The sequence below is a fragment of the Myxococcus sp. AB056 genome (genome assembly GCF_006547365.1).
In the GTDB taxonomy this organism is placed as follows: Bacteria; Myxococcota; Myxococcia; order Myxococcales; family Myxococcaceae; genus Myxococcus; species Myxococcus virescens.
Genome location: NZ_VHLB01000015.1, coordinates 81,714 through 105,111 on the forward strand (window position 1 = coordinate 81,714; position 23,398 = coordinate 105,111).

Consider the following 23,398-nt stretch of genomic DNA (forward strand, 5'->3'; position numbering starts at 1 on the left):
GCCGGAGTCATGGGCTCCGGCGGTGACGCTCACTTCCCCGCGGGCACCAGCCCATGGTCATCCGGCACGGGGCCGCTGGCGCCCGGCACCTCGGGGACGGAGGGCGCCGGCGCGGCTTCCGGCCTGGGCGCCTCACGCGCCCGCTTCGCCTCACGCAGGGCCGCGGTGGCCGCCGCCTTCCGGCCCAGGGACTGCTCCCGCTTCGCCAACGCATCCCACAATTCGGGCGCATCCGGATGCAGCGCCACGCCCGCGCGCAGCAGGCCCGCCGCCACCGCGGTGGACTCCGCGGTGATGAGGCGCTTCAGGAAGTTCCGAGGCGCGAGCGCCAATGTGCCCTGCGGCGTGGCCACGGCCTCGCGCAGATGCGGCAGCACGGCCTCCTCCGGGTTCGCCGCGAGCAACGCCTCGGCCAGGGCCCAGCGCGCATCCAGGCCCCGGGGCTGCAGCTCCACTGCCCGCTCCAACCAGCGCCGACGCGCCGCGGGCTGCTTGCGCCAGGCGAAGCCCTCCGCGATGCGCAGCAACTCGTCTGAGTAATCCGGATGGAACCCCGGCGACGCGGCGACGGACTTGCGCAGCGCGGCCCAGCGCGCCTCCGGGTTCTTCTCCTCGTCCAGGCGCAGGCGCTGGAGGTCGGGCAACTGCGCGCGCTTCCAGCTCGCGGCCAGACGGAGCACGTCCGCGCGCAGCGGCTCGCCGATGCGCTCCGCCTCTGGAACCTGCTTCGCGTCACAAGCGGCCAGGTAATCCTCGAAGAACGCCAGCGGTCCTTCGACGGTGTAGTCCTTCAGCCGAGCCGCGCCGTGGACCTTCTCCAACGTGCGGGCCATGTGCGCGCCCACGCGGATGAAGAGGGCGCGCAGACGCGGGTCATGCCCGCTTCGGACGCGCTCCAGCGCCGCCCGGGGGTCCCGGCCAATCTCCTTCCGGTTCAGCATCGCGGACACCTGGGCGAAGGCGCCGGGCAGGTCCGTCTCCTCCGGCAGCACGCCCGGGCCTCGCGTGGCCCACTGGAAATAGGACAGCCCATAGCTGGCGACGCGGCTGAGCCCTTCGTGCACCACCGCGTCCACCGGGTCCGCCACGTAGGCATCGCGGCGGGTGTTGCCCTCCTCCAGCACCTGCTCCATCAATCGGATGGACAGCCGGCGCATGCGCCGCGCCTCGCCCTCCACGTTGGAGGCCAGGGCAATCACCGTGTCCTCGGCGGGGAGCATCATCAGCAGCGTGGTCGTCTCGGGCTGGCCGCCCGCGTGGGCCACCACGTAGTGGCCGCGCAGCGGATACGTCGCGAAGCCCATGCCGTAGTCGGTGAGACGCCCGTCGGCGGTGGACATGGACGTCTGCATGCGGCCCATCGTCTCGCGCGACACCAGGGTGTGCGACAGCACGGCGCGGCCGAAGCCCAGCATGTCCCCCACCGTGGCGCGGGTGCCACCACCGGCGAAGCGGCTGGACACGTCGAGGAAGCGCGACGGCTTCAGCGCCGCCCCCTGGATGCGGTAGCCCTTGGCCTGGTGCTCATCGCGCGTGGCGGTGATGTCCAGGTCCGCGTTCGGCATGCCCGCGGGCTTGAAGATGTGCTCGCGAAGGTAGTCGCGGTAGGACTGGCCGGAGGCCGTCTCCACCGCCGCGCCCAGCAGGTTGTAGCCCCACGTCGTGTACAGGTAGCGGGTGCGCGGCTCGAAGGCGAGCGGCTTGCCCGCGAAGGCGGCGATGGCCGCCTCCGTGCTCACCGCCTTCACGTTGCGGGTGGACGCCACCCCGTCATAGGTGGGCACGCCGCTCACGTGGCCCAGCAAGTCCCTCACCGTGACGGGCCACTGCTTGGCCGGATAGGCCGGCACCAGGGTGGAGATGTCCGCGTCCAGGCTCAGCTTCCCCTGCTCCACCAACTGCAGCACCGCCACCGCCGTGAAGGACTTGGTGACGGACGCCATGCGGTACGTGGTGCGCGGCGTCGCGGGCAGCTTGCGGCCCACGTCGCGAAGGCCATAGGCACACACCCAGCGCTCCGCGCCGCGTGTCACGCCCACGGACAGACCCGCGACGGGCCCCTGTGACAGCTCGGCGCGGACGACCGCGTCCAGGGCGCCGCGCACTTTCTCGGAGAAGGCCCGAGGGGACTGCTCGGCGTCGAGGCTGGCGAGCTCACACACCATCCCCAGCGAGGCCCGAGGCGCCGCCAGGGACACGGGCCCCGCGAGCCCCAGGAGCACCACGGCCCCATACCGCACGAACGCGAGTCTCATGGCGTGGCCTCCGCGCTGGGCTCAGACACCCCGGAGGGCGCGGCTCCCGCCCCCGAGGGCGTGGGCATCACCGCCGCGACACCCCGCGCGGGCGGCGGCGTCTCCACATAGGCGCGCAGCAGCGCGTCGGTGACCAGGTGCCCCAGCACGTCCAGGCCCGCGCCGCGCGGATGCACCAGGTCGTCATGCATGTAGCCGGACGCATGGAAGCGCGCGAGCGCCCCCTTTCCGCCCATGGCGGCGTAGAAGTCGAAGAAGGCACACCCTTCGGCGAGCGCGACCTCCCGCTCGGCGGCGTTGACCGCCTCCAGCGAGGGACGCTGCGTCAGCGCCTGAGCCTTCGCGCCGGGCCCCTTCACCGCGTCCATGGGCCCCACCAGCAGGCACGCGCTTCCGGGCGCCGCCTCCCGCGCGCGACGGAGCAGCGCCCGCAGGTCCGTGCGCAGCTTCTCCATGTCCAGGCGCTTCCATTCGATGCGCTTGGACTCGTTGCCCCCCAGGAAGAAGACGAGCAGTTGGGGCGAACGCTCCGCGAGCTGGGACGTGAGCGTGGCGCCGTCGATGCGCGCATAGAGGCTCGCATCCGACGAGGGCACGCCCAGCGTGTCCAGGACGATGCCGGGCCGCGCGTGCTGCAACACCACGCCCTGCACCACCGCGCCCTGGCCCTCGGCCACCACGTCCAGCGCCTCTGCGTCCTCGGGCAGCTCGAAGTGGGTGGCGCGCGACAAGCCGCTTCCCGTGGGCTCGGTCCGCGCCAGCACCTTGCCGCCACTGGAGAGGCTGACCGCGCCCGCGCCTGGCACATCCAGCCACCACAGCGTTCCGCGCGGCTCGCCATCCAGCTTGAAGCGGCTGCGGGCCTTGGCGTTCGTGGCCACGTGATACACGCCGGTGATACCGAAGGCGTGCGGAGGCGCGCGCAGCTCGCCCAGGGTGCGCGGCTGCCACCCACTGCTGCTGGCGCTGGTGCGGCCTCGCCCGCCGTAGGGCGCCATGCGGTCCACGAGCAACACGCCCCGGCCCGCGCTTCCGAACGCCGTGGCCAGGTCGTCGCGCAGGACGTCCACGATGCGGTCCCCGGCAATCAGCGAGTTGCCGAAGGCTTCGATGACGACGGGACGGGTGGCGGTGCCCGCGGCCAACGCATCCAGCGACGCGAAGAAGGGCGCCAGCGCCGTGCGCGCGCAGCCGTTCCCCAGGGGTGCCACGCAGGGGTCTTCCACCTTCGCACCGGGCGCGCCCAGCTTCTCGGCCAGGGCCTGGACCTCGGCGGTCCGTTCGGGACGCACAGGCATCCGCCGGCGAACCTCTGGCGCGGGGCGCGGTCGCGGCGGTTCAGCGGGGCGCACGACCGGTGCCTCTGGCGCGGAAGCAGGGGGTGTGGCGGCGCGAGGCGAGGACCCGATGTCACAGGCGGTCAACAGGCCACCGAGCAGGACCGGGAACCAGGTCCGCCGGCCGCTCCGCCCGACTTCCGAATGCGTCATGTAGTCGGCAGCGTAGACGAAAGCCCCTGCGTGCGCATGTTCCCGGCCAGCGTCTCCCCGCCTGCTGGAGGAGCAGCCCCAGCGCCCACCCTCCGCGGCCCTGGCAGCGGTGGAGTGGATGCCTGTGAGTCAACGGAAGTCGCGGGAGAAACAGCCCGGCGCAAATGCAAGGTCAAGCCCCGAACATCCTCCCTTCACTTGCGACCGAGATACCCCAAATTATCCGCTCCCTCTTATGGAGAAACGGAACAACAGGGTCGCGAACTGGACGCGGTTGCACCGCCGGTTTGGCGACCACGTGCGCAAGCTTCGGGCGGCCCGGGAGCTTACGCAGGAAGCGCTCGCGGAACGCAGCGACCTGTCCGTGGACGCCATCCGCCGGATTGAGCGCGGTTCCTTTTCTCCGTCCCTGGACACCCTGGGCAAGCTCTCCAAGGGGCTCGACGTCTCCTTGAAGACGCTCTTCCAGGGCTTCGAGCGCGAGCGCTCCAACGCCGTGGCGGAGATCTGCGACTTCCTGTCCCTGCGCTCGGGCCGCGAGGTCGAGCTCGCCTGGCGCGTCATCCAGGCCATGTTCGAGGAGCGCTGAACCGCACAGGGGTTCCCAGGGGGTCAGGACACGCCCATCCGTCCTGACCCTCCGGGGTCCGCAACCCAGACCCCGGGGACTTTTGAGAGCACGCCAACCGCGATGGTAGCGTGCGGCGCCTCATGACCCCGCTGATGAATCGAGTCGCGAGCCTGCTGTGGACCCTGACGGTCCTCGTGGTGGTGGGCGGCGTCGGTATGTGGGCCTACCGGCATTCGTCGCTGGGCGCCGCCACGTTCCTCCAGGAGGGCGGGCGCTACCTCCAGGCCGTGCTGTCGCCGCTGCTCGCGGGCAGCGTGGCCCTGGCGTTCGGTCTGAGCTACGCCTCCGGCGTGGTGGCTCGCCGCGCACGGCACCACGCCCCTCGGCCCAAGCCACTGCCCAAGGGCCCCAGCATCTCCCCGCTCGAGGTGCTCACCCATGACACGGCCACCGCCGTCAGGACCCTGCTCAAGGACCTGGGCCAGCGGCTGGGCCGCATCGCCGCGAAGCCGGACCCGGACATCATCGCCTTCATGGGCCAGTTGATGGACGGCGCCATCCGCCTAGGCGCCAGCGACATCCACATCCATCCGCTGGAAGCAGGCACGCGCATCGCGTTCCGCCTCCACGGCGTGCTGGAGGAAGTGCTCTCCTTCCCGCGCGAGCACCACTCGCGGCTCATCAACCGCGTCAAGGTCCTCGCGAAGCTGGCGCTGTACGACCTGGACAAGCCGCAGGACGGGCACTTCCCGTGGACCACGGACGACGGCCCCGCGGACATCCGCGTGTCCATCCTCCCCACCAACCACGGCCCCGCGGTGGCGCTGCGCATCGCCCGCACCGGCGTGCGGCTGCCCCAACTGCCGGCGCTCGGCTTCCCCGACGCGTTGCTCGCGAAGTACCAGGAGCTGCTCGCGCTGCCGCAGGGCCTCGTCCTGGTGGCGGGCGCCACCGGCAGCGGCAAGACGACGTCGCTGTATGCCTCGCTGGGCCACATCCAGCAGTCGCGCGGCGAGCTCACGCGAATCGCCACCATCGAAGACCCCATCGAGTTCGACGTCCCCCTCTTCGCGCAGACGCAGGTCAACGCCGCGCAGGGCTTCACCTTCGCGCAGGGCCTGCGCGCGGTGCTGCGGCAGGACCCCAACGTCATCATGGTGGGTGAGATTCGCGACTCGGAGACGGCGCGCACGGCCATCCAGGCGGGCCTCAGCGGCCACCTGCTGCTCAGCACCATCCACGCCAACTCCGCCGCGGGCGCGTTCAACCGCTTCATCGACATGGGCGTGGAGCCCTTCCTGCTCGCCTCCGCGACGGTGGCCACCCTCTCGCAGCGACTGGTGCGCAGCCTCTGCCCCCACTGCCGCGCGCCCCTGCCCCTGACGCCCGAGGAAGCGGTGCGGCTGGATGCCGCCGGAATCCGGCGCGGGAACTTCTTCGGCCCCGTGGGGTGTGAACGCTGCGAGGGCAGCGGCTACCTGGGCCGCACCGCCCTCTACGAAATGCTCGTGGTCTCCCAGGGCATCCGCGACGCCATCAACGCCAAGGTGCCCAGCTCCCGCATCCAGGAGCTCGCGGTCCAGGAGGGCATGGTGCCCCTGCTGGCCGCGGGCGTCGAACGCGCTCGCACGGGCGACACGTCGCTGCGCGAAGTGTTCCGCGTCGTTGGCGGCTGAGCCCTCTCTCCAGGAAGCGACCTCACGTGAACACCCCTCCCTTTCCCCGCGGCCCCGTCACGGATGCGTCATCCGACTCCGATGCCTGGTCCCAGTCACTGATGGGGCGCACCGAGGAGCTGGCCCACCTCCAGGCGCAGACGCCCCAGGAGGCCGAGCCCGCCGAGCCGCCCGCGCCCCAGGCCCAACCCCGGAGGCGGACCTTCCAGGCGCCGCCACCGCCGCCGCCACCCAGCCCGCTGGCCGCCGTCCTCAAGCTCTGCGGCGCGGCCGCGGGCCTGCTGGCCGCGAGCCTCCTCGTGCTCCCCGCGCTCCGGCAGTCCGGAGAGCCCCCCGTCACCCCGGAGGAGGTGGCCGCCGCCCGCCCCGAGACGACGCTGGCCCCGAGCTTCGACCCACCTTCGGGGGTCCGCGAGGGAGAGGTCCGTGAGCAGCGCGCGTTCATGGAGGGCGCCAGCCTGCTCATGGTCGACTCCGCTCCGTCGGGCGCGACCGTTTCTGTGAACGGTCGAACCGAAGGCACCACGCCGCTGTCAGTGACGCTGGAGTGCGTGACAGACGCGCCGGTTACGGTGAAGCTCACGCGCCGAGGCTTCAGCTCCCTGGAACACACGCTCCCATGCCGTCACGACACCATGACCCAGCTCTTCGGAAGGCTGCGCAAGGGGAAGAGCAGCGCGAAGCCGTGAGCGCCGCGTCCCCTACCGTGCTCGTCGTGGACGACGACGCCGACATCCGAGAGGCCGTCCAGGACATCCTGTCCTTCGAAGGCTACGCCGTGGCCCAGGCCGCCAACGGCCAGGAGGCCCTGGAACTGCTGACCGGCCCCCACGCGGTGCGGCCGTGCCTCATCCTGTTGGACCTGATGATGCCCGTCATGGACGGCGAGGAGTTCGTCGGCCGGATTCAGCAGGAGCAGCGCCTGGCGGAGCTGCCCATCATCCTCGTCACGGCGAGCGGCCGTGCCCACCTGCCCGGTGTCCGCGCCGTCCTCAAGAAGCCCTTCGACATGGACGTGCTGCTGAGCACGGTGGGCGAACACCGCCACTGACGGACGTCCCCTTCAGGAGCGCCGCTCTCCCATCAACATCGCGGCCACCTGCGGGTCCAACTGGAAGGACTCGAAGAAGCGGTCCGCGTCCTGGGGCGGCTTGCCCTCCGGGTGCAGCAGCAACTGCTGGTAGAGCCGGGGCCCCACCAGGAAGAAGCGTCCGCGCAGGTGGCGCGGGCCGGACACGCCCTCCACCTCCCAGCCCGGGAAGCCACTCAGCACCAGCGGCCGCGCGGACAGCCCGGTGGCGCCCAGCGCCTCCAGCGCCCCGTGGCTGGCCCGGGCCACCACGTCACGCGGGTCCGCCTGGGACACCGCGGCCGCGGGGAAGTCCGTGTAGGAGACGTAGTAGGCGGTATCCACCTCCGGCCGCACGGCGATGAAGGTGTGGAGTGTCACCGCGCCGACATCCGTCTCCTGCGAACGGCGCTCCTCGCTCACCGGCCCGGGAATCGCGACGGAGAAGCCCCCTTCCGTGGACCGGACGACAGGCTCGGCGGCCCGCGGGGCTTCGGGCTTCGCGGCGGCGGTCGGTGCCTGCTGGCGGGAGGCACACGCCCCCAGCCCTCCCAGGGCCAGGAGGGCGGCGAGCGGCGCGGCGCGGCGCGGGGTCTTCATAAGGGCAGGCGACTCCTGAAGGTTGGACCCCGAAGGTACGTCGGGCCTTGCGGGAACGCATCCGCCGTCTACACGCGGACGCGCGCCATGCGACGCTTCGCGCCAACCTGGGGGCAGCCCCTCAGTGCAGGGTGTCCTCGGGGGACGTCAGCCCCGCGTCTTCTTCGGCATGCCGAACGGCCTCGGTGGCCACGGCCAGCCGCACGCAGAAGACGGAGCCATGGCCGGGCTGGCTCGTCACGTCGATGCTGCCCCCATGCCCCTCGACAATGCGCCGGGCCACCGACAAGCCCAGGCCCACGCCCGGGGCGCGCTGACGGGCGTTGCCGGTGCGCTGGAAGGGCGCGAAGAGCAGGCGCATCTCCTCCTCGGAAATGCCGATGCCCTGGTCCGTCACGCAAAGGACGGCCGTGTCCTGTTCGCGTCGCACGGACACCTCCACGGTGCTGCCCGCTGGCGAGTACTTCAGCGCGTTGCTGATGAGGTTGTGGAGCACCTGCTCCAGCCGGGCCGGGTCCGCGCGAACCGGCACGGACACGTCCGGCAGGCTGAGACGGAGGCCATGGCCGGTGTCGCCGGAGCGGTAGAGCTCCACCACCTCGCGGGCCAGCTCACGTGCGTCCCGCACCTCCGGGCGCAGCTCCAACCTGCCGGCTTCGATGCGGGTGGCATCGAGCAGGTCGCCCACCATGCGGTCCAGCCGCTCCACCTGCCGCCCTACCAGGGCCAGGGTTCGGTCCATGCGCTCGGGCGTGAGCTGGGCGCGGCTGCGGTCCGACAGGGCTGTGGACAACTTGAGGGCGGACAGCGGATTGCGCAGCTCGTGCGCCACGCCCGCGAGGAACGCGAGCTGCTGCTCCTGCTGGTGGGCCAGGCTGTTGGCCATCTCGTTGAACGTGCGAGCCATGTCCCGCAGCTCGGTGGGTCCGGCCTCCGGGGCCCGGGCGCGCCTGCAGCCCGCGCCGAAGCGGCGCATGGACTGGCTGATGTCCCGCAGCGGCTGGAGCGCCACGCGCCGCAGCAGCACGCTCACGACGAGCACGCCCAGCAGCAGCAAGCCGCAGAGCACCACGCCCACGGAGTCCGCCATGTTGTTCCACCGCTCCGCTTCCGAGCGGGCCACGCGCGCGCGCTCCACGTTGATGGAGCTGACCTCCTCCAGGCCACTCAACGCGGCGTCCAGCGCCGGGCCCGCCTCCTGCTCCGCGCGCACCGGGTCCCACTGGGCGGAGAAGTAGACGTCCACGTCCTCGCGGACAGCGTCGAGCCGCTGACGCTCCGCCGCCGTCGAGGCGATGCGCCGCAGCTCACCCATCTGCCGGTACAGCGAGGCCTCCAGCTCGAACCGCGACAGCCCGTCCGGGCCACGGGGCACCTTGGCGGGGCCTTCCCGGACCATCCGGTCATGCGCCAGCAGACCCACCTCCAGCTCCTCGGACACCCGGATGCCCCCGAAGGCGACCCCCAGGGTCGCGGCCGAACGGTCGAGCACGCTCGTCAGGACGATGAGCAGGGTGGCGGCCGCCAGTGTCACCAACGTCAGCACCCCCATGGTGGCGGCGAGCCAGGAGCGCAGGCTCATGGAGCCGCCCCGGGCGGAACGAGGGCCATCTGAAACACGGGGCAGACCCGAAGGGACCTTCACGCACGCTCCTCACGGGGTTCCCAGACACGAGGGCCACCCCCATTGCTGAGAGGAGCAACACCGCCAATGCCCACGGGATTCGCGGACCAGGCAGCAAGCGGGCACGCCTGACCCGTTCCCTGAAAGGGGACATCACCGGATGGCGCCAGCCGTGCTAGGGAGGGGCGATACGTGGCCGGCAAGCGCCCTGGCCGACGAGCGAGAGGTCTCCATGGACATCATCTCCCAGCCGGTACGCACCTTGAAATTCGATGGCTTCTGGCGCTGGCTCCAGGAGCACACGCACTGCATCCTGCGGTGCGGCTCCGTGGACGCCATGCTGTATGACCACGACGACTTCCACTGGGCCCTCCTGGAAGAGGAGCGCCAGCACATCGTGCAGGTCCTCAAGGGAAAGGTGCTGGTGGGCGAGCTGGTCATCCCCGGCCGCGAGGTGATGGAGGTGAACATCGCCCCCGACCCGGACACGGGCGCCCAGGGCCACTTCCTGGTGGAGCTCATGGGCGGGCCCAAGGAAGACCCGCAGGCGCTCTACCACTTCATCATGGCGCACGGCATCGACCCGGCGCCGGGGCACAAGGACCTCAAGCACTGAGGACGGTGCGCTCGATGAGCGTCACCGCGTCGTCCGTCCCGTTGACGTAGGGCCTCGTGCTCCGAGCCGGTCGGGCACGAGCGAGCCCGGCGGCGCGCGTCACCAGCGCCTCCACGGAGCCCGCCCGCTCCTCGGGGCGCAGCCGCAAGGCCTGCCTGTCATAGAGCCGGGGCCGCGCGAGCGCCACGAAGGGCGTCCCGGTGACGCGGGCCTCCTGCACGGTGTTGTACCCTCCCGCGCCGACGAGCACGTCCACGCCAGGGAGCACCGCCAGCGCGGGCCACGTGGCCATGCGCAGGGCCAGGCCCTCCTCCAGGGAAGCCCCAGCCCGGCTGCCCTGCTTCGCGCGCGGCGCGGGCACATCCATCGCCGCTCCGGGCGGCACCAGCCACCGGACCGCGGCCTCTGGCCCCAGCATCGCGTCCAGCCGGGCGGCGATGTGCCCCGCCTCCCCCACTTCCTCGGGGGTGCCACAGCCCATCACCGCCACCAGGGCGCGCGGATCCTCCGCGGGCACGCCCAGCCGCGCGCGGGCCTTGTCACGGGGCAGCAGCTCGCTGGCACGCAGGAGCAGCCAGGGCGCGGTCCTCACGGCGCGAGGATGGTTCGCGAAGGGCGCGGCCTCACCTGGGACGAGCAGCAGGTCGTACGCGTCCACCGCCCGCGCCAGGCCGTACTGCTTCACGTAGGTGGGATTCACGTCGCGGTGAATCAGCACCTTGCGCGCGCGCACGGAAGGCAGCATCGGCGCCAGCTCGCCTCCGAGCCCCCGGGGGAAGGTGTCCACGACGAACAGGTCCGGGCGCACGTCCGCCAGGCACTGCTCCACCACTTCGCCCACGGCCTCGCGCCCCAGCGCGGGGTTGAGCCGGAACACCTCGACACCGGTGCCCAGCACGTCCTCCAGTGGGAGCCCGCTCGCGAACGGGCTGTTCGTGAGCAGGACGACGGCGTGCCCTCGGCGTGAGGCCGCACGAGCCAACGCGGAGGCGCGGGTCAGGTGCCCCATGCCGCCTCCGAGCGCATAGACGAGCCAGCGGCCAGCCATCAGCTCCCGCCCATGTCCTCCTCGAAGGAGGCGTCGTCCTCGTGGCGGAGGCTCTCGCCGTCAGCCTCGGTGAAATCGTTGGCGTCGTGGGCCCTGCCGCTCCCCGACGAGGCGGAGGCGCCGTAGTACCCGTAGTTGTCGTAGTAGTAGCTCGGGTGGTCCTCGTCCACGCCGCTCCGGTCGCCCGAGTAGTCCTCGTGTTGCCGCGCGCACGTCGCGCAGAGCATCTCCGCGCCCACGGACGTCACGTGCTGCTCACACAGCGGCATCGCGCACTGCATGCACGTCATGGCGGCGGGGCTCCCGCAGCCATGGGAGAACAGGAAGCCCACGTTCTCCTGGCAGACCAATCCACTCATGGCTGGGCCAGCTCCTGGGACGGCGGCGCCTGGAGGTGGAAGAGCAGCGCCATGCGCAGCGGCAGCTCCAGCGCCTCGAAAGCGAGACACGCGGCGGCCTCCGCCGCCAGCAGCGACTTGGTGGCGAGCAGCGTGCGCCCCTGCGCATCACGCAGGGAGACCTTTCCCTCGCGCACCTTCACGCGGGCCACGTCCGCGCCAGCGCCGTCCTGGATGCGGGCGCCGTCGTCCTCCGGCCACACCGAGTACAGGAGCGCGCCCTTCACGTCATTGAGGCGCCACCCCGGGCCCTGCCGCGCGAGCGTGAACAGCACCTGTGTCTGCTCGCCATTGCGCACGGTGAGCGCCCCGCCCGCGGAGCCGACGACATACCCCAGCGCCACGTCATCCGGGCCGGAGACCTTCAGCGCCGCGCCCTTCCACTTGTAGCGCGCCAGCTCGCGCTCCTCGCCATCCACCAGCTTGGCACCGTCATCCTTCGGCTTGAGGGAGAAGCGCTCGCGGTCGGCGTCGTCCTTGAACTTGAGCTTTCCCTCGAGGCCCTTCACGTCCGAGGCGGCGACGGGCGCGCCAGCGGCCTCCTGAGCGCGAACGGCTCGCGGCGCCTCGGCGTCACCGGGCTTGGAGCACCCGGCGGCGCCCGTGAGCGCGACCAGGGAACAACAGAGAAGGAACCGGCCCATGCCCATCATCACGAAGCCTTCGCCTGCTGACGCAGTTGTCTGGAGTAGTTGAGGACCTGGTAGAGGCTCAGCAGCATCATCACCACCGTCTTCGGCGCATCCACCGCGTCCCCCTGCACGTTGGGCCCGGCATCCCAGTCCTGCTCCACGAGGGTGCGCAGGACCATCCGGTCCTCGCCCAACTGGAGCTTGTCCACGGCGACGTCCTCCGGCAGGCGCATCGCCCGACGGGCCTCCGGCTCGAGCAGCGCCAGGTCCTGGTGACGCGCCGCCTTCACACGCAATTGGACCTGGAGCAACGCCCAGCTGTCCTGCCGGTGCTTCGTCTTGTACTTGCCGCTGGCGCTGCGCCGGGTGCGCGACCGCTTCATGAGCCGCTGCACCATGGCGATGCGCAGGTGCGTGCCGTCCAGCAGCCGCGTCTGGAGGGAGAACCACGGGTCGCTGAAGTTCTCCGCTTTCCAGCCGCTGGGCGTGGTGTGCTTGCCGAGCAGCTTCTCCGAGCTGTCCGCGGGCGTGAAGTCGAGCTCCAGCCTCACCGACGCGTCAGGGCCGATGTCACGGCGCAGCCGATGGATGACCTGAGAGGCCAGCGTGTACCGCCGGTTCTCCAGGTCCAGGCGCCGGAAGCGAAGGTACACGACGAAGCACCCCACGGTCCCCGCGAGCAGCACGAGGCCCGGCCACAGGGTGAGCCGCCACGCGAGCGCGTCCTCGAGCCCCTCATCCAGCGTCATCCGGTAGATGAAGATGGCGACGGTGGCGGCCAGACACACCCAGGCCGACTGCCGCCACTTCCGCCGCGACCGCTCCACATCCATGTCCAGGAGGCGCAGCCGCTCGAGGTCTTCCTGCAACTCCCTGATGGGGCCGCTGCATCTGTAGACGCGTTCCTCGCGGAAGCGGTCGATGTTGAATGCCACGGTGAGTCGCGCCCCCTCGGCGGAACGAAAGAAAGGGGAAGCGTAAGGGCCCCTGCCGTAGGGGTCAAACCCTCCTGTTTGCCGGCCCGGCCGAGCCGCGATAGCAACGCGAGTGTGTCTCCCCATCCCGGCACCGGAATCGTCTACGCGTCGTTCGACCGCTTCCCTTCTCCCAAGGGCGCCGCGGTGCACATCCGGGCCTTCGTGGAGTCACTGGGCGCGGCCTTTGGCCGCGTCGACCTGGTCGCGCTCCGGGACAGCCCCACCGCGCCCACCGGGCCGCTCGCGCTGATGGAGGGCGTGACGTACCACCCGCTGGAATCACGCGGGAAGGACCTGATGGCCCAGGCCCTGTCGTTCCGCTCGCACCTGGCGGCATGGTGGCGCGAAAGACCGCGAGCCTCCGTCGTACACGTGCGCTCCATCTTCGAGGGCTACCCCGTCGCCTGCCGGAAGGAGGCGCTGACGGACGCGCTCGTCTTCGAGGTGAACGGCCTGCCCTCCATCGAGCTGAAGTATCACTACCCGGACGTGGCGGATGACGCGGAGCTCTTGCGCAAGCTGGTGGCGCAGGAGGACGTCTGTCTCTCGCGCGCGGACCTGGTGGTAACCCCGAGCACGGTGACGGCGGAGTACCTCGTGACGACCCGGGGCGTGGACGCCTCGCGGGTGCGGGTGATTCCGAACGGCGCCGACCTGGAGGTGTTCCGGTACGCGCCGCCGCGCCCTCTGGAGCCCGGGCGCCCCGTGCGGATGCTGTACAGCGGGACGATGACGTCCTGGCAGGGCGTGCACCATGCCATCGAGGCCTGCCGGTTGCTGCGGCGGGACATGCCCACGGTGCTGACGCTGGTGGGCCCGCTGCGCCGGCACACACGACGGGCGCTGATGGACCGGTGCGGTGACCTGCTGCTGGAGGGCACAGTGGAGTTGCTGGAGCCCCTGCCCCAAGCGGAGCTGGCGGCGCTGCACCATGCCTGCGACGTGGTGCTGGTGCCCCTGCCCTTCAACGACCGCAACTGCGTGCAGGGCTGCTGTCCGCTGAAGCTGCTGGAAGCCATGGCCACCGGGACGCCCGTGGTGGCCAGCAACCTCCCCGTGGTGAGCACCCTGGCCGCGCCGGACGAGGTGATGCTGATACGGCCGGGCTCCGCGAAGGCGATTGTGGAAGCGGTGAAGGCCCTGCGGGCGGACCCCACCCTCGGCCCCGCGATGAGCGCGAAGGCACGGGCGCGAGTGGAGCGCGACTTCCCATGGAGCCGCGCGGGCGAAGCCCTGGTGAGCGCCTACGAGGAGCGGCTCGGGATGGCGCGGGCCAGCACGCGACGGAGCACCTCTGCCTCCGCGTGCGCCTGAAAGCGCTCCTCGATGCGCTGACGGGCGGCGGCGCCCATCGCGGCGCGCTGTTCGAGCGGCAGGGAGAGGACATCCAGGCACGCCTGCCCCAGGTGATTGAGCAGGGCCTTGGAGACGATGAAGCCGTTGCGTCCGGCGTCCACGGCCTCGGGGATGCCGCCAGCGTCGCTGGCGATGACGGGCCGGGCACAGGCCATGGCCTCCAGCAAGGCGTTGGGCATGCCCTCCCACAGCGACGGCTGGAGGTAGACATCACACAGGCGCAGGTGCGCGGCGATGACCTCCGGTGTATCCAGCGGCCCGGAGATGAGGATGCGCGCGGCGTCCTCGGGGTGCTCGGCGCGGAAGGCGACCAGGTGCTCGGCGTCGCGCGGCCGCACCTCGCCGATGACGAGCAGGCACGCGGGTCGGACGCGGCGCACCTCGGTGAGGGCGGAGAGCAGGAAGGGCAGCCCCTTCTTGTGCCGGAGCTCACCGGAGAAGCCGAGCACGGCTTCGTCTGGGGCGATGCCCAACCGCTCCCGGAGCGCCGGGTCCGCGGGGCCGGGGGAGAAGATGCCGGTGTCGACGGCGTTGGGGATGACCTCCACGGTTTCGTCCCGTCCCAGGAGCATGCACATCTTCCGGCCCAGGTCCGCGGAGGCCGCGGTGAGGACGCGGGCACGTTGCAGCGTCCACAGCAGGCGCGCGAAGTCGCCCGGGGGGAACATGAGCTGGTCCACGTCATTGCCCCGGGCGCTGACGGTGGAGGCAATGCCCACGGACTCGGCGAAGGCGACGGCGAGGAACCCGGGCGGAGACAGGTAGTGCCCCCACACCAGGTCATAGCGTTGCTTCGCGTGCAGGTAGCCGAGCACGTCGAGCGTGTGCTGCATGGACAGGTCCGTGCTGCCGAACAACCCCAGCCGGTGGAGCGTCACACCCCGCGCGAAGGGTGAGACGTCCCCGGCGTCCTCCACCGTCTGGAGCGCGCCTGGCGCCGCCGTGCGCGTCCAGGCCAGCACGTCCACCCGGGCGCCCAGCTTCACCAGCGAGCCCGCGGTGCGCGCGCCACTGCGGGCCAGGCCGCCGATGTCGGGAGGAAAGCGTTCAGCGATGAGGAGGACGCGCGGGCTGTCGGACATGGCCGCGCAACGCTACCTCCATCACGCGCCATCGCCACCCGCAACCTGGGCCTGGAGCCGGTGTCTTGCGTGAGACGCCCAGGAGCACGGCCACCTCCCCTGGGTGTGCCCCCTCACTGCCCGAAGCCCCCCAGCGCCGTCCGGCTGAAGCTCGCGGCCCCCTGACTCACCCGCGCGGCGGACTGGCTGAACACCTGGAACGCCGCGCGAATCTCCTGCGCGCTCTGCCCTGGCGTGAGAATCCACTTGTCGTCGATGCCCATCTCGCGGAACACGCGCCGGAAGTCCGTGCTCCCGTCGTTGATGCCCATCGCCGCGACGATGTGATTCTCCGCGCGCTTCAGGTCATTCACCAGCGCCGCCACGTCCTTTGCCTTCGCCGACGTCGAGTGCTGGTCCGAGCCGTCCGTAATCAACAGTGTCACTGTCCGCACCGGCACGCCGTTGGCGCTGAACTCCTGCGCCTTCGCCAGCACCGTGCCCAGCAGCACCACCGACTGGTCGTACAGCGGCGTGCCATGGTCCGCCCGGTAGTTCCTGGCATGCATCCGCACCACGTCCTCCACCGGCCGGTACGGGTTCAGCACGAACCCGTTGAGGTAGCGCGTGTGGAAGAGGACGCCGTCCTTCTGCTTGCTCGCCAGCAGCGCGTCCAGCACCAGGTTGTGCCCGTCACACACCGTCTTCGAATGCCCGGAGTAGTCGATGCTCCCCGAGTCATCCGGCATCACCGTCACCAGCACCACCTCGCTGGACTGCACGTCCTCCACGCAGACGCCGAGCCCCGCCTGAATCTGCGCGCCCAGGTCCACCACCGTCAGCGCCTGCAATCCCGCCGGGCTCAGCACGCCCTCCGCGTGTGCGTCATCGAAGAGCTTCCGGATGCCACTGCCATTCGCCTTGCTGCTCATGTCCCGTGCTCCTTCTCCCTCTCCCGAGGGCAGGGCTCCGCCTGTCCCGCTCGCGCGAGCGCAGGCGAAGCGATTGCGGTGTGTCGTTGCGCCTCGCGCCGCGAGGCTCAGGCGATGCGCAGGTCCGGCCAGCTCTCCAGCGGGTCCGTGGACTTCACCAGGTGCATCCCCGCGTCCGCGAAGCGCTTCAGCGATGCCTCCGCCTGCGGGGTGAAGTCCGCCGCGAAGCCCCCCTTGCCGTCCGGCACCGTCACCGACGACATGCAGTCCGTCAGCAGATACACCTTGCGAGCCAGCGCCGCGTCCTGCGCGACAATCTCCCCGAGCAGGTCGTCGATGGAGCTCTTCACGCAGTGGCTCGCCGCCTGCCCTGCAATCACCACCGCGTCCGCGGTCATCAGCGTCTTGAGGAACTGGGTATTGCGCTGCGCCAGCGGCTGGCCGTCATGCCGCCCCAGCACCTCCGGGCGCAGCACCGAGTAGTTCTCCGTCAGCGGATTGCCCCCCTTCACCTCCGCCCACGACTGCATGCCACGCGCGAAGGAGTGGAACAGCCGCGCCTCCTGCACCACCCCCGCCAGCGCGTGCCCGTCGCTGCCCAGCACGCAGTGCGGCGGCCACAGGTACAGCGTGTACTTGCCCGCCCGCTCCAATTCCTCGCAGTAGTACTTCACCTGCTTGAGCAGCCAGGGGTAGTTGCCACCGCACAGCCACTTCGCCATGGCGGGGTTGGGCCGCGCCTGCCCACGCTCAATCTGCTCGCGCGTCACCTCGCGGTACGGCGTCAGCGGCTGGTCGTCCTGGTCCACCCAGAAGGACGGGAAGAAAATCTGGTACGCGAAGTGGGTGTCGAGCGTCGCCGTCACGTTCGTCAGCGCGCCGAGGTTGCTGTAGATGAACTCCGCGATGCGACGGCTGTCATCCACGGCGCCGCGCCCGCTGCGTCCCGCCACGTAGAGCGAGCCCTCCGGGAAGCAGAAGTCCTTCTGTACGTCGATGAGCAACAGGTGCAGGTTGAACGCGTCCGTCGCCGACATGGAGACGTCGTTCGCCGCGCGCCAGCGCTGGGCCTCCACCTGGAGCTTTCCCGCGTCAGGGCTGTATCCGAACTGCCCGGCATGGGCCGCGTCGTAGAACCTCGGAAGCGGAAGCGCCTTCACTTGCGTCTTCATCGTCCTACCTCCTGTGAGGCGTGGAGGCACCCGCTCCACGCGGTTGAGCAACGTCCCTTCAGTTCATTCGCAGCACGGTGATGTCCTGCCGCCCCACCACCGCCAGCCCCTGCCGCACGAGGAAGAGCGAGCAACCCGCGTCGACGAAGGGCTCGGCATCCGGGAACTCGCGCACCGCCTCCAGGCGGCCCTGCCGAAGCTCCACACGGGTGAGCCCCGTATCGGTGGCGCAGAACAGCGCGTCGCCCGCCGCGCACCGTCCACGTGGCGCGCTCCCCAGCCACGAGCCGTCACCGGCCTCCGCCACCGCGCTCGCGCGCACGGCCCCGTCGTGGCCCACCACCACGCAGTGATGCAGCGTGCGCCCACCGGCTTCCTCCACCAGGAACAGCCAGGCGGAGGGCCCATCGAAGACACAGTCCACGTCCACGAGCTTTCCCGTGGGCCAGGGGAGCGACAGTCCATCCTTCAAGCCCAGGCGCTCCGCATCGAAGACGAAGGCGCCGCGCAGGCCACCCGCGCGATGGAAGCCCAACCCGAAGCGGGGCCCCACGAAGAGCCGCGTCTGTCCTTCGAGCACCGCGCCCACGCGCTCCGGCCCATATGCGCCGTCCCGCCACAGCCCGCCGCCCACGGCCCAGTACCGGTGCCGCGCGTTGGTGGCGAAAGCGGACTGGCCCTCCGGCGCATCCACGCCCATGCGGTCCGGGGGCCGGCCGGGCGCCAGCACCGCCACCTCACCGCCCCGGCCCACCAGCGTCACGTCCCCCTGCAAGGCCCAGCGCAGCGACGGGTCCAGCGCCCCGCGCAGCACCACGCGTCCGTCCTCGCGCCGGTACGCGCCTTCCGCGTGGTAGAGCCAGCGAAGGATGCCCGCCTCGTTGCTCGCGTGCACCAGCACGCCTCGCGTGGAGAACAACCGCGTCGCCGTCACCTGGCCTCGGACCGACGTCACCGGCGTGGCGGCCGCGGTGGCGTGGGGCTGACACGTCGGGCAGGCCGCTCGCGCATGCTCCACGCCGCACGATGCGCAGGGGGTGAAGCGCAGCCCCTCCAGCAGCGGAGATGGAAAGACGCCGCGAAGGTCCTCCACGAAGACGCGGTGCAGGTGGTGCAGCACGTCGTCCGGCAAGGTCGCCAGCGGCAGCGCGGGCTTGGGATACTGCACTTCCGGATGGAACACGGTGATGCGTTGGAGTACCCGGCCCGCGGACGTCGTCCGAGCAGCCGCGCTCCTGGGCTTGTAGACGCCTCCGTGCGGCCCCACGCACAGCAGCGACTGCATCACCGCGACGGCATAGGCATACCAATCACTCTCGATGGAAGCGGGGCGGCTGGGTACCAACCCTTGCGTGCCCGTGCTCCCGAGCCGCAGCGGGTCGAGGAAGCGCTCCGTGAACACCGGACAGAGGAACCCGCCGAACTGAAAGCTGTCCGCGTCGATGAGGTACGCCTCCGACGTCCCCGCCACGAGCACGTTGAGGTCGTTGAAGTCGCCCACCACCACGCCCGACGCATGCACCGCGTCGAGCGTCCGATGCAGCTCGCGCAGCAGGTCCACTACCCGCCCGGACGCCGCGCCTGCCCTGCGGAACGACGGCTCTCCGAAGCGCCGCAAGGGCTCCACGCCGTCCAGCTTGCGCATGGCGTAGCCCAGGACCTCGCGCGCCTTCTTGTCCGTCGCCAAGGCCTGGGGTGCCACCACCCGGCCGGGCAGTCCTGCCGGGAAGACGCGCAGCTTGCGTTGGTGCTCGTCCAACCGGACGCGCGCCGCGGCCTGCTCCGCGGGCAGGCCCGTGTAGTCGGGGTGCTCGGGTGGCTTGAACACCTTGAGGGCGCGGCCATCCCCCAGGTCGAACACGTCCGCCTCGCCGCCCTTGCCCAGCGCTCGCGCGGGGTTCAACCGCACCTTCTTGCCTTCGAGCCAGACGTCCATGACCTCACGCCCTCCCCATGCGGCGGCGCAGCACCACCAGCGTGGTGTCATCCGGCAGCAGGCCCGGAGTTCGCGACAGTTGCTGGGAGGCGAAGTCCGCGCGCACGGCTTCTCGGTTGAGCAAGGCCAACCGGCGGCGCAGGGCATCCGGGTTGGCGAAGTACCGGTCCTCCGTCCACAGCCGCGACAACGGCCCGACGAGTTCGTCCCCCGCAGGCATGCGCGTGGTGGCCAGCCGCTCCAGGTCCGCCACACCATCGGTGCCCAGCAGCAGCGCGTGGACATCCTCCGTGGGCACCAGGGCCCGCGTGGTCAGCGCGACGTCCTCTCCGTGCATCAACGCATAGGCGAGATAGGGCGGCGCGTTCCCCGGAAACGGCCCGAGCGGATGCACCTCGCCATTGAGCGCCCACACGCCGTCTCCCGCGGAGAAGACGAGCGTCAGCGAGGGCGTCACCACCGCGCCCACCACGGTGAAGAGGAAGTCCCCCATCACCTCCCGCCCCAGGTCCGCCCGGAGCTCACTGAGCAGACACAACACATCCTCACGAAGGCCTGGGAGGAAGGTGGGCTCATCCACGCGCTCACCGTCCGCGAGCCGCACCAGCGCGGCCCGCGCCAACCTGCGCGCGCCCAGCTGCGCACCCAGCTCACTGCAGGGCTGGCTGCCACAACCATCCGTCACCACGGCCACCAGGCCATGCTCGCTGGCGCGGATGCACAGCGCATCCTGGTTGTTGCGACCCGCTCGGGCGTGCTCCCGGCCCAGCACCGAGGCAGCGGCGACGTCGAAGGGCAGCGCGGACATGGCTCTCCCGTGGCCCTGAAAGGGCACGTGCGGCGAGACAGGCGGCGATACGGCGGCACGCTTCAGCCAGTGGACACCCCACGGGCAGCGGCCTCTCACGAACCTGGGGTGCACCCATGTTCGTGTCTCAACGACACCAACATAGTGTCCAAATGACACGATGTCAATGTCACGAGCTGCCGGGGCCTCCCTCGAGCCCGCAGCGGGTCAGAGCTCGAAGTTGAAGCCCGCCTTCTCCAGCTGCTTGTACTTCTTGTGGTCGAACCGGTAGAGGCGCGCTGCCCGGTGGGAGACGTCCTGCTCCACCTCGTCCAGCTCCTCGAGCAGGTCCATGGCGAGGATCTTCTTGCGGAAGTTCCGCTTGTCGAGCTCCCGCTCCAGGATGACCTCGTACAGCCGCTGGAGCTGCGTCAGCGTGAACTTGGGAGGCAGCAGCTCGAAGCCGATGGGTTGATAGCGGACCTTGCCCTTGAGCCGCTGCAGCGCCGTGCCGAGCACGTCCACGTGGTCGAAGGCCAGCTTCGGCGTATCCCAGACGGAGAACCACGCCGCGTCCCGCGCGTCCGTCGCCGCATGCGGCACATGGTCACTGAGCTTCACCAGCGCGAAGTACGCCACCGTGACGACGCGCCCGCGTGGATCTCTCCCCGGGGCGCCGAACGTGTAGAGCTGCTCCAGGTGGTTCGGCCGGATGCCCGCCTCCTCATCCAGCTCCCGGCGCGCGGCGTCGTCGAGCGACTCCTCCATCCGCACGAAGCCCCCCGGCAGCGCCCACCGCCCGGCGAAGGGCTCCACGCCTCGGCGAATGAGCAGCACCTTCAGGTCCTCGTCATCCAGACCGAAGACGACACAGTCCACCGTCAGCGCCGGCCTGGGGTACTCATAGGTGTAGCTCACGGGTCCCGGCATAGTGTCCGGAACACACCCGGGTCAAGTCGCGGACGGAGTGGCCGCCGGGCCCGCGCGGCCTAGGTCCGGACCATGCGCGACAGCTGGCGCCAGTCGACGAGCTGAACGCTCTCCTCGGCCAGGTCGAACTCCAGCGAGCGCCGCATGCCGATGACGTCGCCCCCCATCTGGAAGGGCACTTCCCGGTCGAAGTCCATGCGCAGGCGCTGGACGAACCAGTCATGCATGTGGGGCATCGGGTGCTCGCCGCGCCAGAGGCGGAACATGTTCCGGGTGGCCTCGACCACCCCGGCGCCATAGACGCGAACGGACAGCCGGTGGGGCACCGACTGCGCGAAGGGGAAGGCCTTGAAGCCGAAGCCCCACTCGGGCGTGGTGGCCGCGCCGGCGACGCCCGCGGGCCCCCGGTACAGGAGCGCGCCCTTGTCCCCATGCGGCACGGGCTGCACGGAGCCCCGCGCGTCCACCGTGAGGGCGGGGTCGCCCAGGTTGTAGACGGACACCGTCGGGTTGCCCTCACCGAAGAGGTGGCGAGGCACCGTCCGGGTGAACATGGCGCCCAGGTAGCCGCGCAGGCCGGCCTGGGTGCTGCGCAGCGGACCGGAGGCGGCGAGCTGGTTCTTGAAGTCCTGAATCATCTCCGCGTCCCAGCCGGTGCCGGCGAAGGGGGCCACCTTGCCCTCCACCCGGACCAGGGCGAAGGGGCGCAGGGGCGGCAGGCGCTCGCCCACGGCGGCGATCTGCTTCAAGGCCTCCGCGGGCCGGGGCGCGCCGGTGACGCGGGCCCAGGCGTTGCCGGTGCCCATCGGGAGCACGCCAATGGCCGGCAGGGCCACCCCCGCGGTGCGCAGCTCGTTGAGCAGCCCCGTAATCGTCCCGTCACCACCGCCCGCCAGGAGGAGGGAGGGCGGATTGGGCCGGAGCGTGTCCGAAATCCAGGCACGGGCCTCGTCGAGCGAACGGGTGAGCGCCACGCGTGCCCGGGGCAGGAAGCGCTGGACCAGCCCTCCCATACCTTCGGAGCCCCGGCGTGCACGCAGGTTGACGAGGACGGCGATGTCATTCATGGCGAGCGGGACTCTCTCCACGCTTTGTCATGGCCCGGTCACGGAGCAGCAACCGGTGACGCGTCGTGACGCAAAAAGGTCCCTCATACTCCCAGTGCATGGGCGAAACGGGCCTTCAGCCCCCGTGCCTCCCGCTTCTTTCCGAGGGAGAACGCCGCCGCGGCCACGCCCCCGGCGACCAGCAGCCGGCGCAGCCATTGCTTGCCCGCCGCGTGGTGGCCCCCCGAGGTCCCCGTTCCCTCCGCCATCGGACGGAAGAGCGTCCCAGAGGTGTGGCCCTGGCGCTCCTTCTCGAAGTGATGGGCCTCGGTGACGCCGTTCATGGTGCGCTCGAAGGTGCGGGGCAGCAGGCCGTGCATGGCGGCGAAGCTCCGAGCTGCGGGGCCGACGAAGACCTCGTGTCTGGGGCTGCGGAGGACCCGGAGGATGGCGCGCGCGACGCGCTCCGGCGTGTAGACGGGCTCCACGGGACGGATGCGCCAGCCGGTGTAATTGGCGGTGTGTTGCCATAGCGGCGTGTCGATGGCCGCGGGGAGCACGGTACATACATCGATGCCGGTGCCGAGCAGCTCCTGGCGGACAGACGCCGAGAAGCCGCGCACGGCGTGCTTCGAGGCCACATACGCGCTGACATAGGGCGCGGCGACCGCCCCAAAGGTCGAGGAGACGTTGACCAGTGTGCCGTAGCCCTGCCGGCGGAACTGGGCCACGGCGGCGCGAGCGCCGCTGACAGTGCCGAAGAAGTTCGTCTCCATCACCTGCCGGAAGGCGTCATCCGGTGTCTCTTCGAGACGGCCCATGAGGTAGACGCCCGCGTTGTTGATCCACGCATCGAAGTGGCCGAAGACGTTGCGCGCCTCGTCCGCCAGGTGCTGCACGGCGGCCACGTCGGACACGTCCGTGGGCACGACGTGGGCCTGGACGCCGAGCCCCCGGCACTCGCCAGCCAGGTCCTCCAGCGGCTCCTCGCGCCGAGCGGCCAGGACGACATGGGCCCCCTTCTTCGCCAGGGCCAGCGCGGTGGCGCGGCCAATGCCACTGGACGCGCCGGTGACGACGACGACTTGGTTCTTCCAGGCTCGCTTCATGTCCGCGTTCTCCTTGTCGGGCTGAGCCCCAGCGCATGGCCTGAGTTCCCCTCGCGAAGATGGCGATTGCACACAGCGACGCACCGGGTCATCGAGCACCTGGTTGGAGGGCA

22 protein-coding genes are annotated in these 23,398 nt (G+C 70.8%); 6 read left to right on the top strand and 16 right to left on the bottom strand.

Features of this window, described 5'->3' with window-relative positions; genetic code table 11:
- Nucleotides 1–29: 29 nt before the first annotated feature.
- Both FMP39_RS09830 and FMP39_RS09835 read right to left on the bottom strand, forming a co-directional pair.
- Nucleotides 30–2,255 (bottom strand): serine hydrolase, encoded by a 2,226-nt coding sequence (locus FMP39_RS09830; RefSeq protein WP_141589687.1) that lies wholly within the window; start codon nucleotides 2,253–2,255, stop codon nucleotides 30–32.
- Nucleotides 2,252–3,745, bottom strand: coding sequence for an SGNH/GDSL hydrolase family protein (locus FMP39_RS09835; RefSeq protein ID WP_141589688.1), 1,494 nt, complete (start codon nucleotides 3,743–3,745; stop codon nucleotides 2,252–2,254). Before FMP39_RS09835 ends, FMP39_RS09830 begins: the two co-directional genes overlap by 4 nt.
- A 235-nt stretch (nucleotides 3,746–3,980) precedes the next feature.
- Here FMP39_RS09835 and FMP39_RS09840 point away from each other — a divergent pair, with 235 nt between their 5' ends.
- The 4 genes from FMP39_RS09840 to FMP39_RS09855 all read left to right on the top strand — a co-directional run bounded on the left by FMP39_RS09840 (nucleotide 3,981) and on the right by FMP39_RS09855 (nucleotide 7,043).
- Entirely contained in the window at nucleotides 3,981–4,334 is a 354-nt protein-coding gene (locus tag FMP39_RS09840; RefSeq protein WP_141589689.1) for a helix-turn-helix domain-containing protein, read from the top strand.
- A 122-nt stretch (nucleotides 4,335–4,456) separates the two neighbouring features.
- A complete protein-coding gene (locus tag FMP39_RS09845; RefSeq protein ID WP_194858324.1) occupies nucleotides 4,457–5,992 on the top strand; it encodes a GspE/PulE family protein in 1,536 nt (511 codons plus the stop codon).
- Between the two features lie 26 nt (nucleotides 5,993–6,018).
- Entirely contained in the window at nucleotides 6,019–6,681 is a 663-nt protein-coding gene (locus FMP39_RS09850) for a PEGA domain-containing protein (RefSeq protein ID WP_141589691.1), read from the top strand.
- Nucleotides 6,678–7,043 (top strand): response regulator, encoded by a 366-nt coding sequence (locus tag FMP39_RS09855; RefSeq protein ID WP_141589692.1) that lies wholly within the window; start codon nucleotides 6,678–6,680, stop codon nucleotides 7,041–7,043. Before FMP39_RS09850 ends, FMP39_RS09855 begins: the two co-directional genes overlap by 4 nt.
- A gap of 12 nt (nucleotides 7,044–7,055) precedes the next feature.
- Here the strand turns inward: FMP39_RS09855 and FMP39_RS09860 are convergent, their stop codons facing one another.
- Complete coding sequence (locus FMP39_RS09860) at nucleotides 7,056–7,661, bottom strand: hypothetical protein (RefSeq protein ID WP_090493824.1); 606 nt, start codon at nucleotides 7,659–7,661, stop codon at nucleotides 7,056–7,058.
- 121 nt (nucleotides 7,662–7,782) lie between these two features.
- Complete coding sequence (locus FMP39_RS09865) at nucleotides 7,783–9,243, bottom strand: HAMP domain-containing sensor histidine kinase (RefSeq protein WP_141589693.1); 1,461 nt, start codon at nucleotides 9,241–9,243, stop codon at nucleotides 7,783–7,785.
- A 274-nt stretch (nucleotides 9,244–9,517) separates the two neighbouring features.
- On the opposite strand from FMP39_RS09865, the gene FMP39_RS09870 reads away from it, so the two are divergent.
- The gene (locus FMP39_RS09870; RefSeq protein ID WP_194858325.1) at nucleotides 9,518–9,901 is read left to right on the top strand and encodes a serine/threonine protein kinase; all 384 of its coding nucleotides are present in this window, start codon (nucleotides 9,518–9,520) and stop codon (nucleotides 9,899–9,901) included.
- On the opposite strand, the gene FMP39_RS09875 is transcribed toward FMP39_RS09870, so the two are convergent.
- From FMP39_RS09875 to FMP39_RS09890, 4 genes are read right to left on the bottom strand one after another with little or no spacing between them, the layout of a single operon-like run.
- Nucleotides 9,891–10,949 (bottom strand): hypothetical protein, encoded by a 1,059-nt coding sequence (locus FMP39_RS09875; protein WP_141589695.1) that lies wholly within the window; start codon nucleotides 10,947–10,949, stop codon nucleotides 9,891–9,893. The genes FMP39_RS09870 and FMP39_RS09875 overlap by 11 nt on opposite strands.
- Nucleotides 10,949–11,308, bottom strand: coding sequence for a hypothetical protein (locus tag FMP39_RS09880; protein ID WP_141589696.1), 360 nt, complete (start codon nucleotides 11,306–11,308; stop codon nucleotides 10,949–10,951). Before FMP39_RS09880 ends, FMP39_RS09875 begins: the two co-directional genes overlap by 1 nt.
- On the bottom strand, nucleotides 11,305–12,003 hold the full coding sequence (locus FMP39_RS09885; protein WP_141589697.1) for a hypothetical protein: 699 nt from the start codon (nucleotides 12,001–12,003) through the stop codon (nucleotides 11,305–11,307). Before FMP39_RS09885 ends, FMP39_RS09880 begins: the two co-directional genes overlap by 4 nt.
- Nucleotides 12,000–12,914, bottom strand: a complete 915-nt coding sequence (locus tag FMP39_RS09890; protein WP_228557844.1) for a hypothetical protein — start codon at nucleotides 12,912–12,914, stop codon at nucleotides 12,000–12,002. The genes FMP39_RS09885 and FMP39_RS09890 overlap by 4 nt, the downstream gene beginning before the upstream one ends.
- 114 nt (nucleotides 12,915–13,028) lie before the next feature.
- Between FMP39_RS09890 and FMP39_RS09895 the strand changes: the two genes are divergently transcribed.
- Entirely contained in the window at nucleotides 13,029–14,270 is a 1,242-nt protein-coding gene (locus tag FMP39_RS09895; RefSeq protein ID WP_141589699.1) for a glycosyltransferase family 4 protein, read from the top strand.
- On the opposite strand, the gene FMP39_RS09900 is transcribed toward FMP39_RS09895, so the two are convergent.
- The 8 genes from FMP39_RS09900 to FMP39_RS09935 form a co-directional block, all read right to left on the bottom strand.
- Complete coding sequence (locus FMP39_RS09900) at nucleotides 14,201–15,394, bottom strand: glycosyltransferase (RefSeq protein ID WP_141589700.1); 1,194 nt, start codon at nucleotides 15,392–15,394, stop codon at nucleotides 14,201–14,203. The genes FMP39_RS09895 and FMP39_RS09900 overlap by 70 nt on opposite strands.
- A 113-nt stretch (nucleotides 15,395–15,507) precedes the next feature.
- Nucleotides 15,508–16,305, bottom strand: coding sequence for a hypothetical protein (locus FMP39_RS09905; protein WP_171410186.1), 798 nt, complete (start codon nucleotides 16,303–16,305; stop codon nucleotides 15,508–15,510).
- Between the two features lie 107 nt (nucleotides 16,306–16,412).
- Nucleotides 16,413–17,477, bottom strand: coding sequence for a nicotinamidase (locus tag FMP39_RS09910; RefSeq protein ID WP_141589702.1), 1,065 nt, complete (start codon nucleotides 17,475–17,477; stop codon nucleotides 16,413–16,415).
- Nucleotides 17,478–17,535: 58 nt separating this feature from the next.
- The gene (locus FMP39_RS09915; RefSeq protein WP_194858326.1) at nucleotides 17,536–19,413 is read right to left on the bottom strand and encodes a hypothetical protein; all 1,878 of its coding nucleotides are present in this window, start codon (nucleotides 19,411–19,413) and stop codon (nucleotides 17,536–17,538) included.
- Between the two features lie 4 nt (nucleotides 19,414–19,417).
- Complete coding sequence (locus tag FMP39_RS09920) at nucleotides 19,418–20,221, bottom strand: protein phosphatase 2C domain-containing protein (protein ID WP_090493846.1); 804 nt, start codon at nucleotides 20,219–20,221, stop codon at nucleotides 19,418–19,420.
- 207 nt (nucleotides 20,222–20,428) lie between these two features.
- Entirely contained in the window at nucleotides 20,429–21,118 is a 690-nt protein-coding gene (locus FMP39_RS09925) for an NUDIX domain-containing protein (protein WP_011557111.1), read from the bottom strand.
- A 71-nt stretch (nucleotides 21,119–21,189) separates the two neighbouring features.
- Complete coding sequence (locus FMP39_RS09930; RefSeq protein ID WP_141589704.1) at nucleotides 21,190–22,197, bottom strand: diacylglycerol kinase family protein; 1,008 nt, start codon at nucleotides 22,195–22,197, stop codon at nucleotides 21,190–21,192.
- Nucleotides 22,198–22,280: 83 nt separating this feature from the next.
- Nucleotides 22,281–23,285 carry an SDR family oxidoreductase gene (locus FMP39_RS09935; RefSeq protein WP_141589705.1) on the bottom strand — a complete coding sequence of 335 codons (1,005 nt, stop codon included), beginning with the start codon at nucleotides 23,283–23,285 and terminating at the stop codon, nucleotides 22,281–22,283.
- Between the last annotated feature and the right edge of the window lie 113 nt (nucleotides 23,286–23,398).

Excerpts from the sequence above, each read along its gene's own strand:
- FMP39_RS09830 (WP_141589687.1), bottom strand. The coding sequence starts at position 2,255 with ATGAGACTCGCGTTCGTGCGGTATGGGGCCGTGGTGCTCCTGGGGCTC.
- FMP39_RS09835 (WP_141589688.1), bottom strand. The coding sequence starts at position 3,745 with ATGACGCATTCGGAAGTCGGGCGGAGCGGCCGGCGGACCTGGTTCCCG.
- FMP39_RS09840 (WP_141589689.1), top strand. The coding sequence starts at position 3,981 with ATGGAGAAACGGAACAACAGGGTCGCGAACTGGACGCGGTTGCACCGC.
- FMP39_RS09845 (WP_194858324.1), top strand. The coding sequence starts at position 4,457 with ATGACCCCGCTGATGAATCGAGTCGCGAGCCTGCTGTGGACCCTGACG.
- FMP39_RS09860 (WP_090493824.1), bottom strand. The coding sequence starts at position 7,661 with ATGAAGACCCCGCGCCGCGCCGCGCCGCTCGCCGCCCTCCTGGCCCTG.
- FMP39_RS09865 (WP_141589693.1), bottom strand. The coding sequence starts at position 9,243 with ATGAGCCTGCGCTCCTGGCTCGCCGCCACCATGGGGGTGCTGACGTTG.
- FMP39_RS09870 (WP_194858325.1), top strand. The coding sequence starts at position 9,518 with ATGGACATCATCTCCCAGCCGGTACGCACCTTGAAATTCGATGGCTTC.
- FMP39_RS09875 (WP_141589695.1), bottom strand. The coding sequence starts at position 10,949 with ATGGCTGGCCGCTGGCTCGTCTATGCGCTCGGAGGCGGCATGGGGCAC.
- FMP39_RS09880 (WP_141589696.1), bottom strand. The coding sequence starts at position 11,308 with ATGAGTGGATTGGTCTGCCAGGAGAACGTGGGCTTCCTGTTCTCCCAT.
- FMP39_RS09900 (WP_141589700.1), bottom strand. The coding sequence starts at position 15,394 with ATGTCCGACAGCCCGCGCGTCCTCCTCATCGCTGAACGCTTTCCTCCC.
- FMP39_RS09905 (WP_171410186.1), bottom strand. The coding sequence starts at position 16,305 with ATGAGCAGCAAGGCGAATGGCAGTGGCATCCGGAAGCTCTTCGATGAC.
- FMP39_RS09910 (WP_141589702.1), bottom strand. The coding sequence starts at position 17,477 with ATGAAGACGCAAGTGAAGGCGCTTCCGCTTCCGAGGTTCTACGACGCG.
- FMP39_RS09915 (WP_194858326.1), bottom strand. The coding sequence starts at position 19,413 with ATGGACGTCTGGCTCGAAGGCAAGAAGGTGCGGTTGAACCCCGCGCGA.
- FMP39_RS09920 (WP_090493846.1), bottom strand. The coding sequence starts at position 20,221 with ATGTCCGCGCTGCCCTTCGACGTCGCCGCTGCCTCGGTGCTGGGCCGG.
- FMP39_RS09930 (WP_141589704.1), bottom strand. The coding sequence starts at position 22,197 with ATGAATGACATCGCCGTCCTCGTCAACCTGCGTGCACGCCGGGGCTCC.
- FMP39_RS09935 (WP_141589705.1), bottom strand. The coding sequence starts at position 23,285 with ATGAAGCGAGCCTGGAAGAACCAAGTCGTCGTCGTCACCGGCGCGTCC.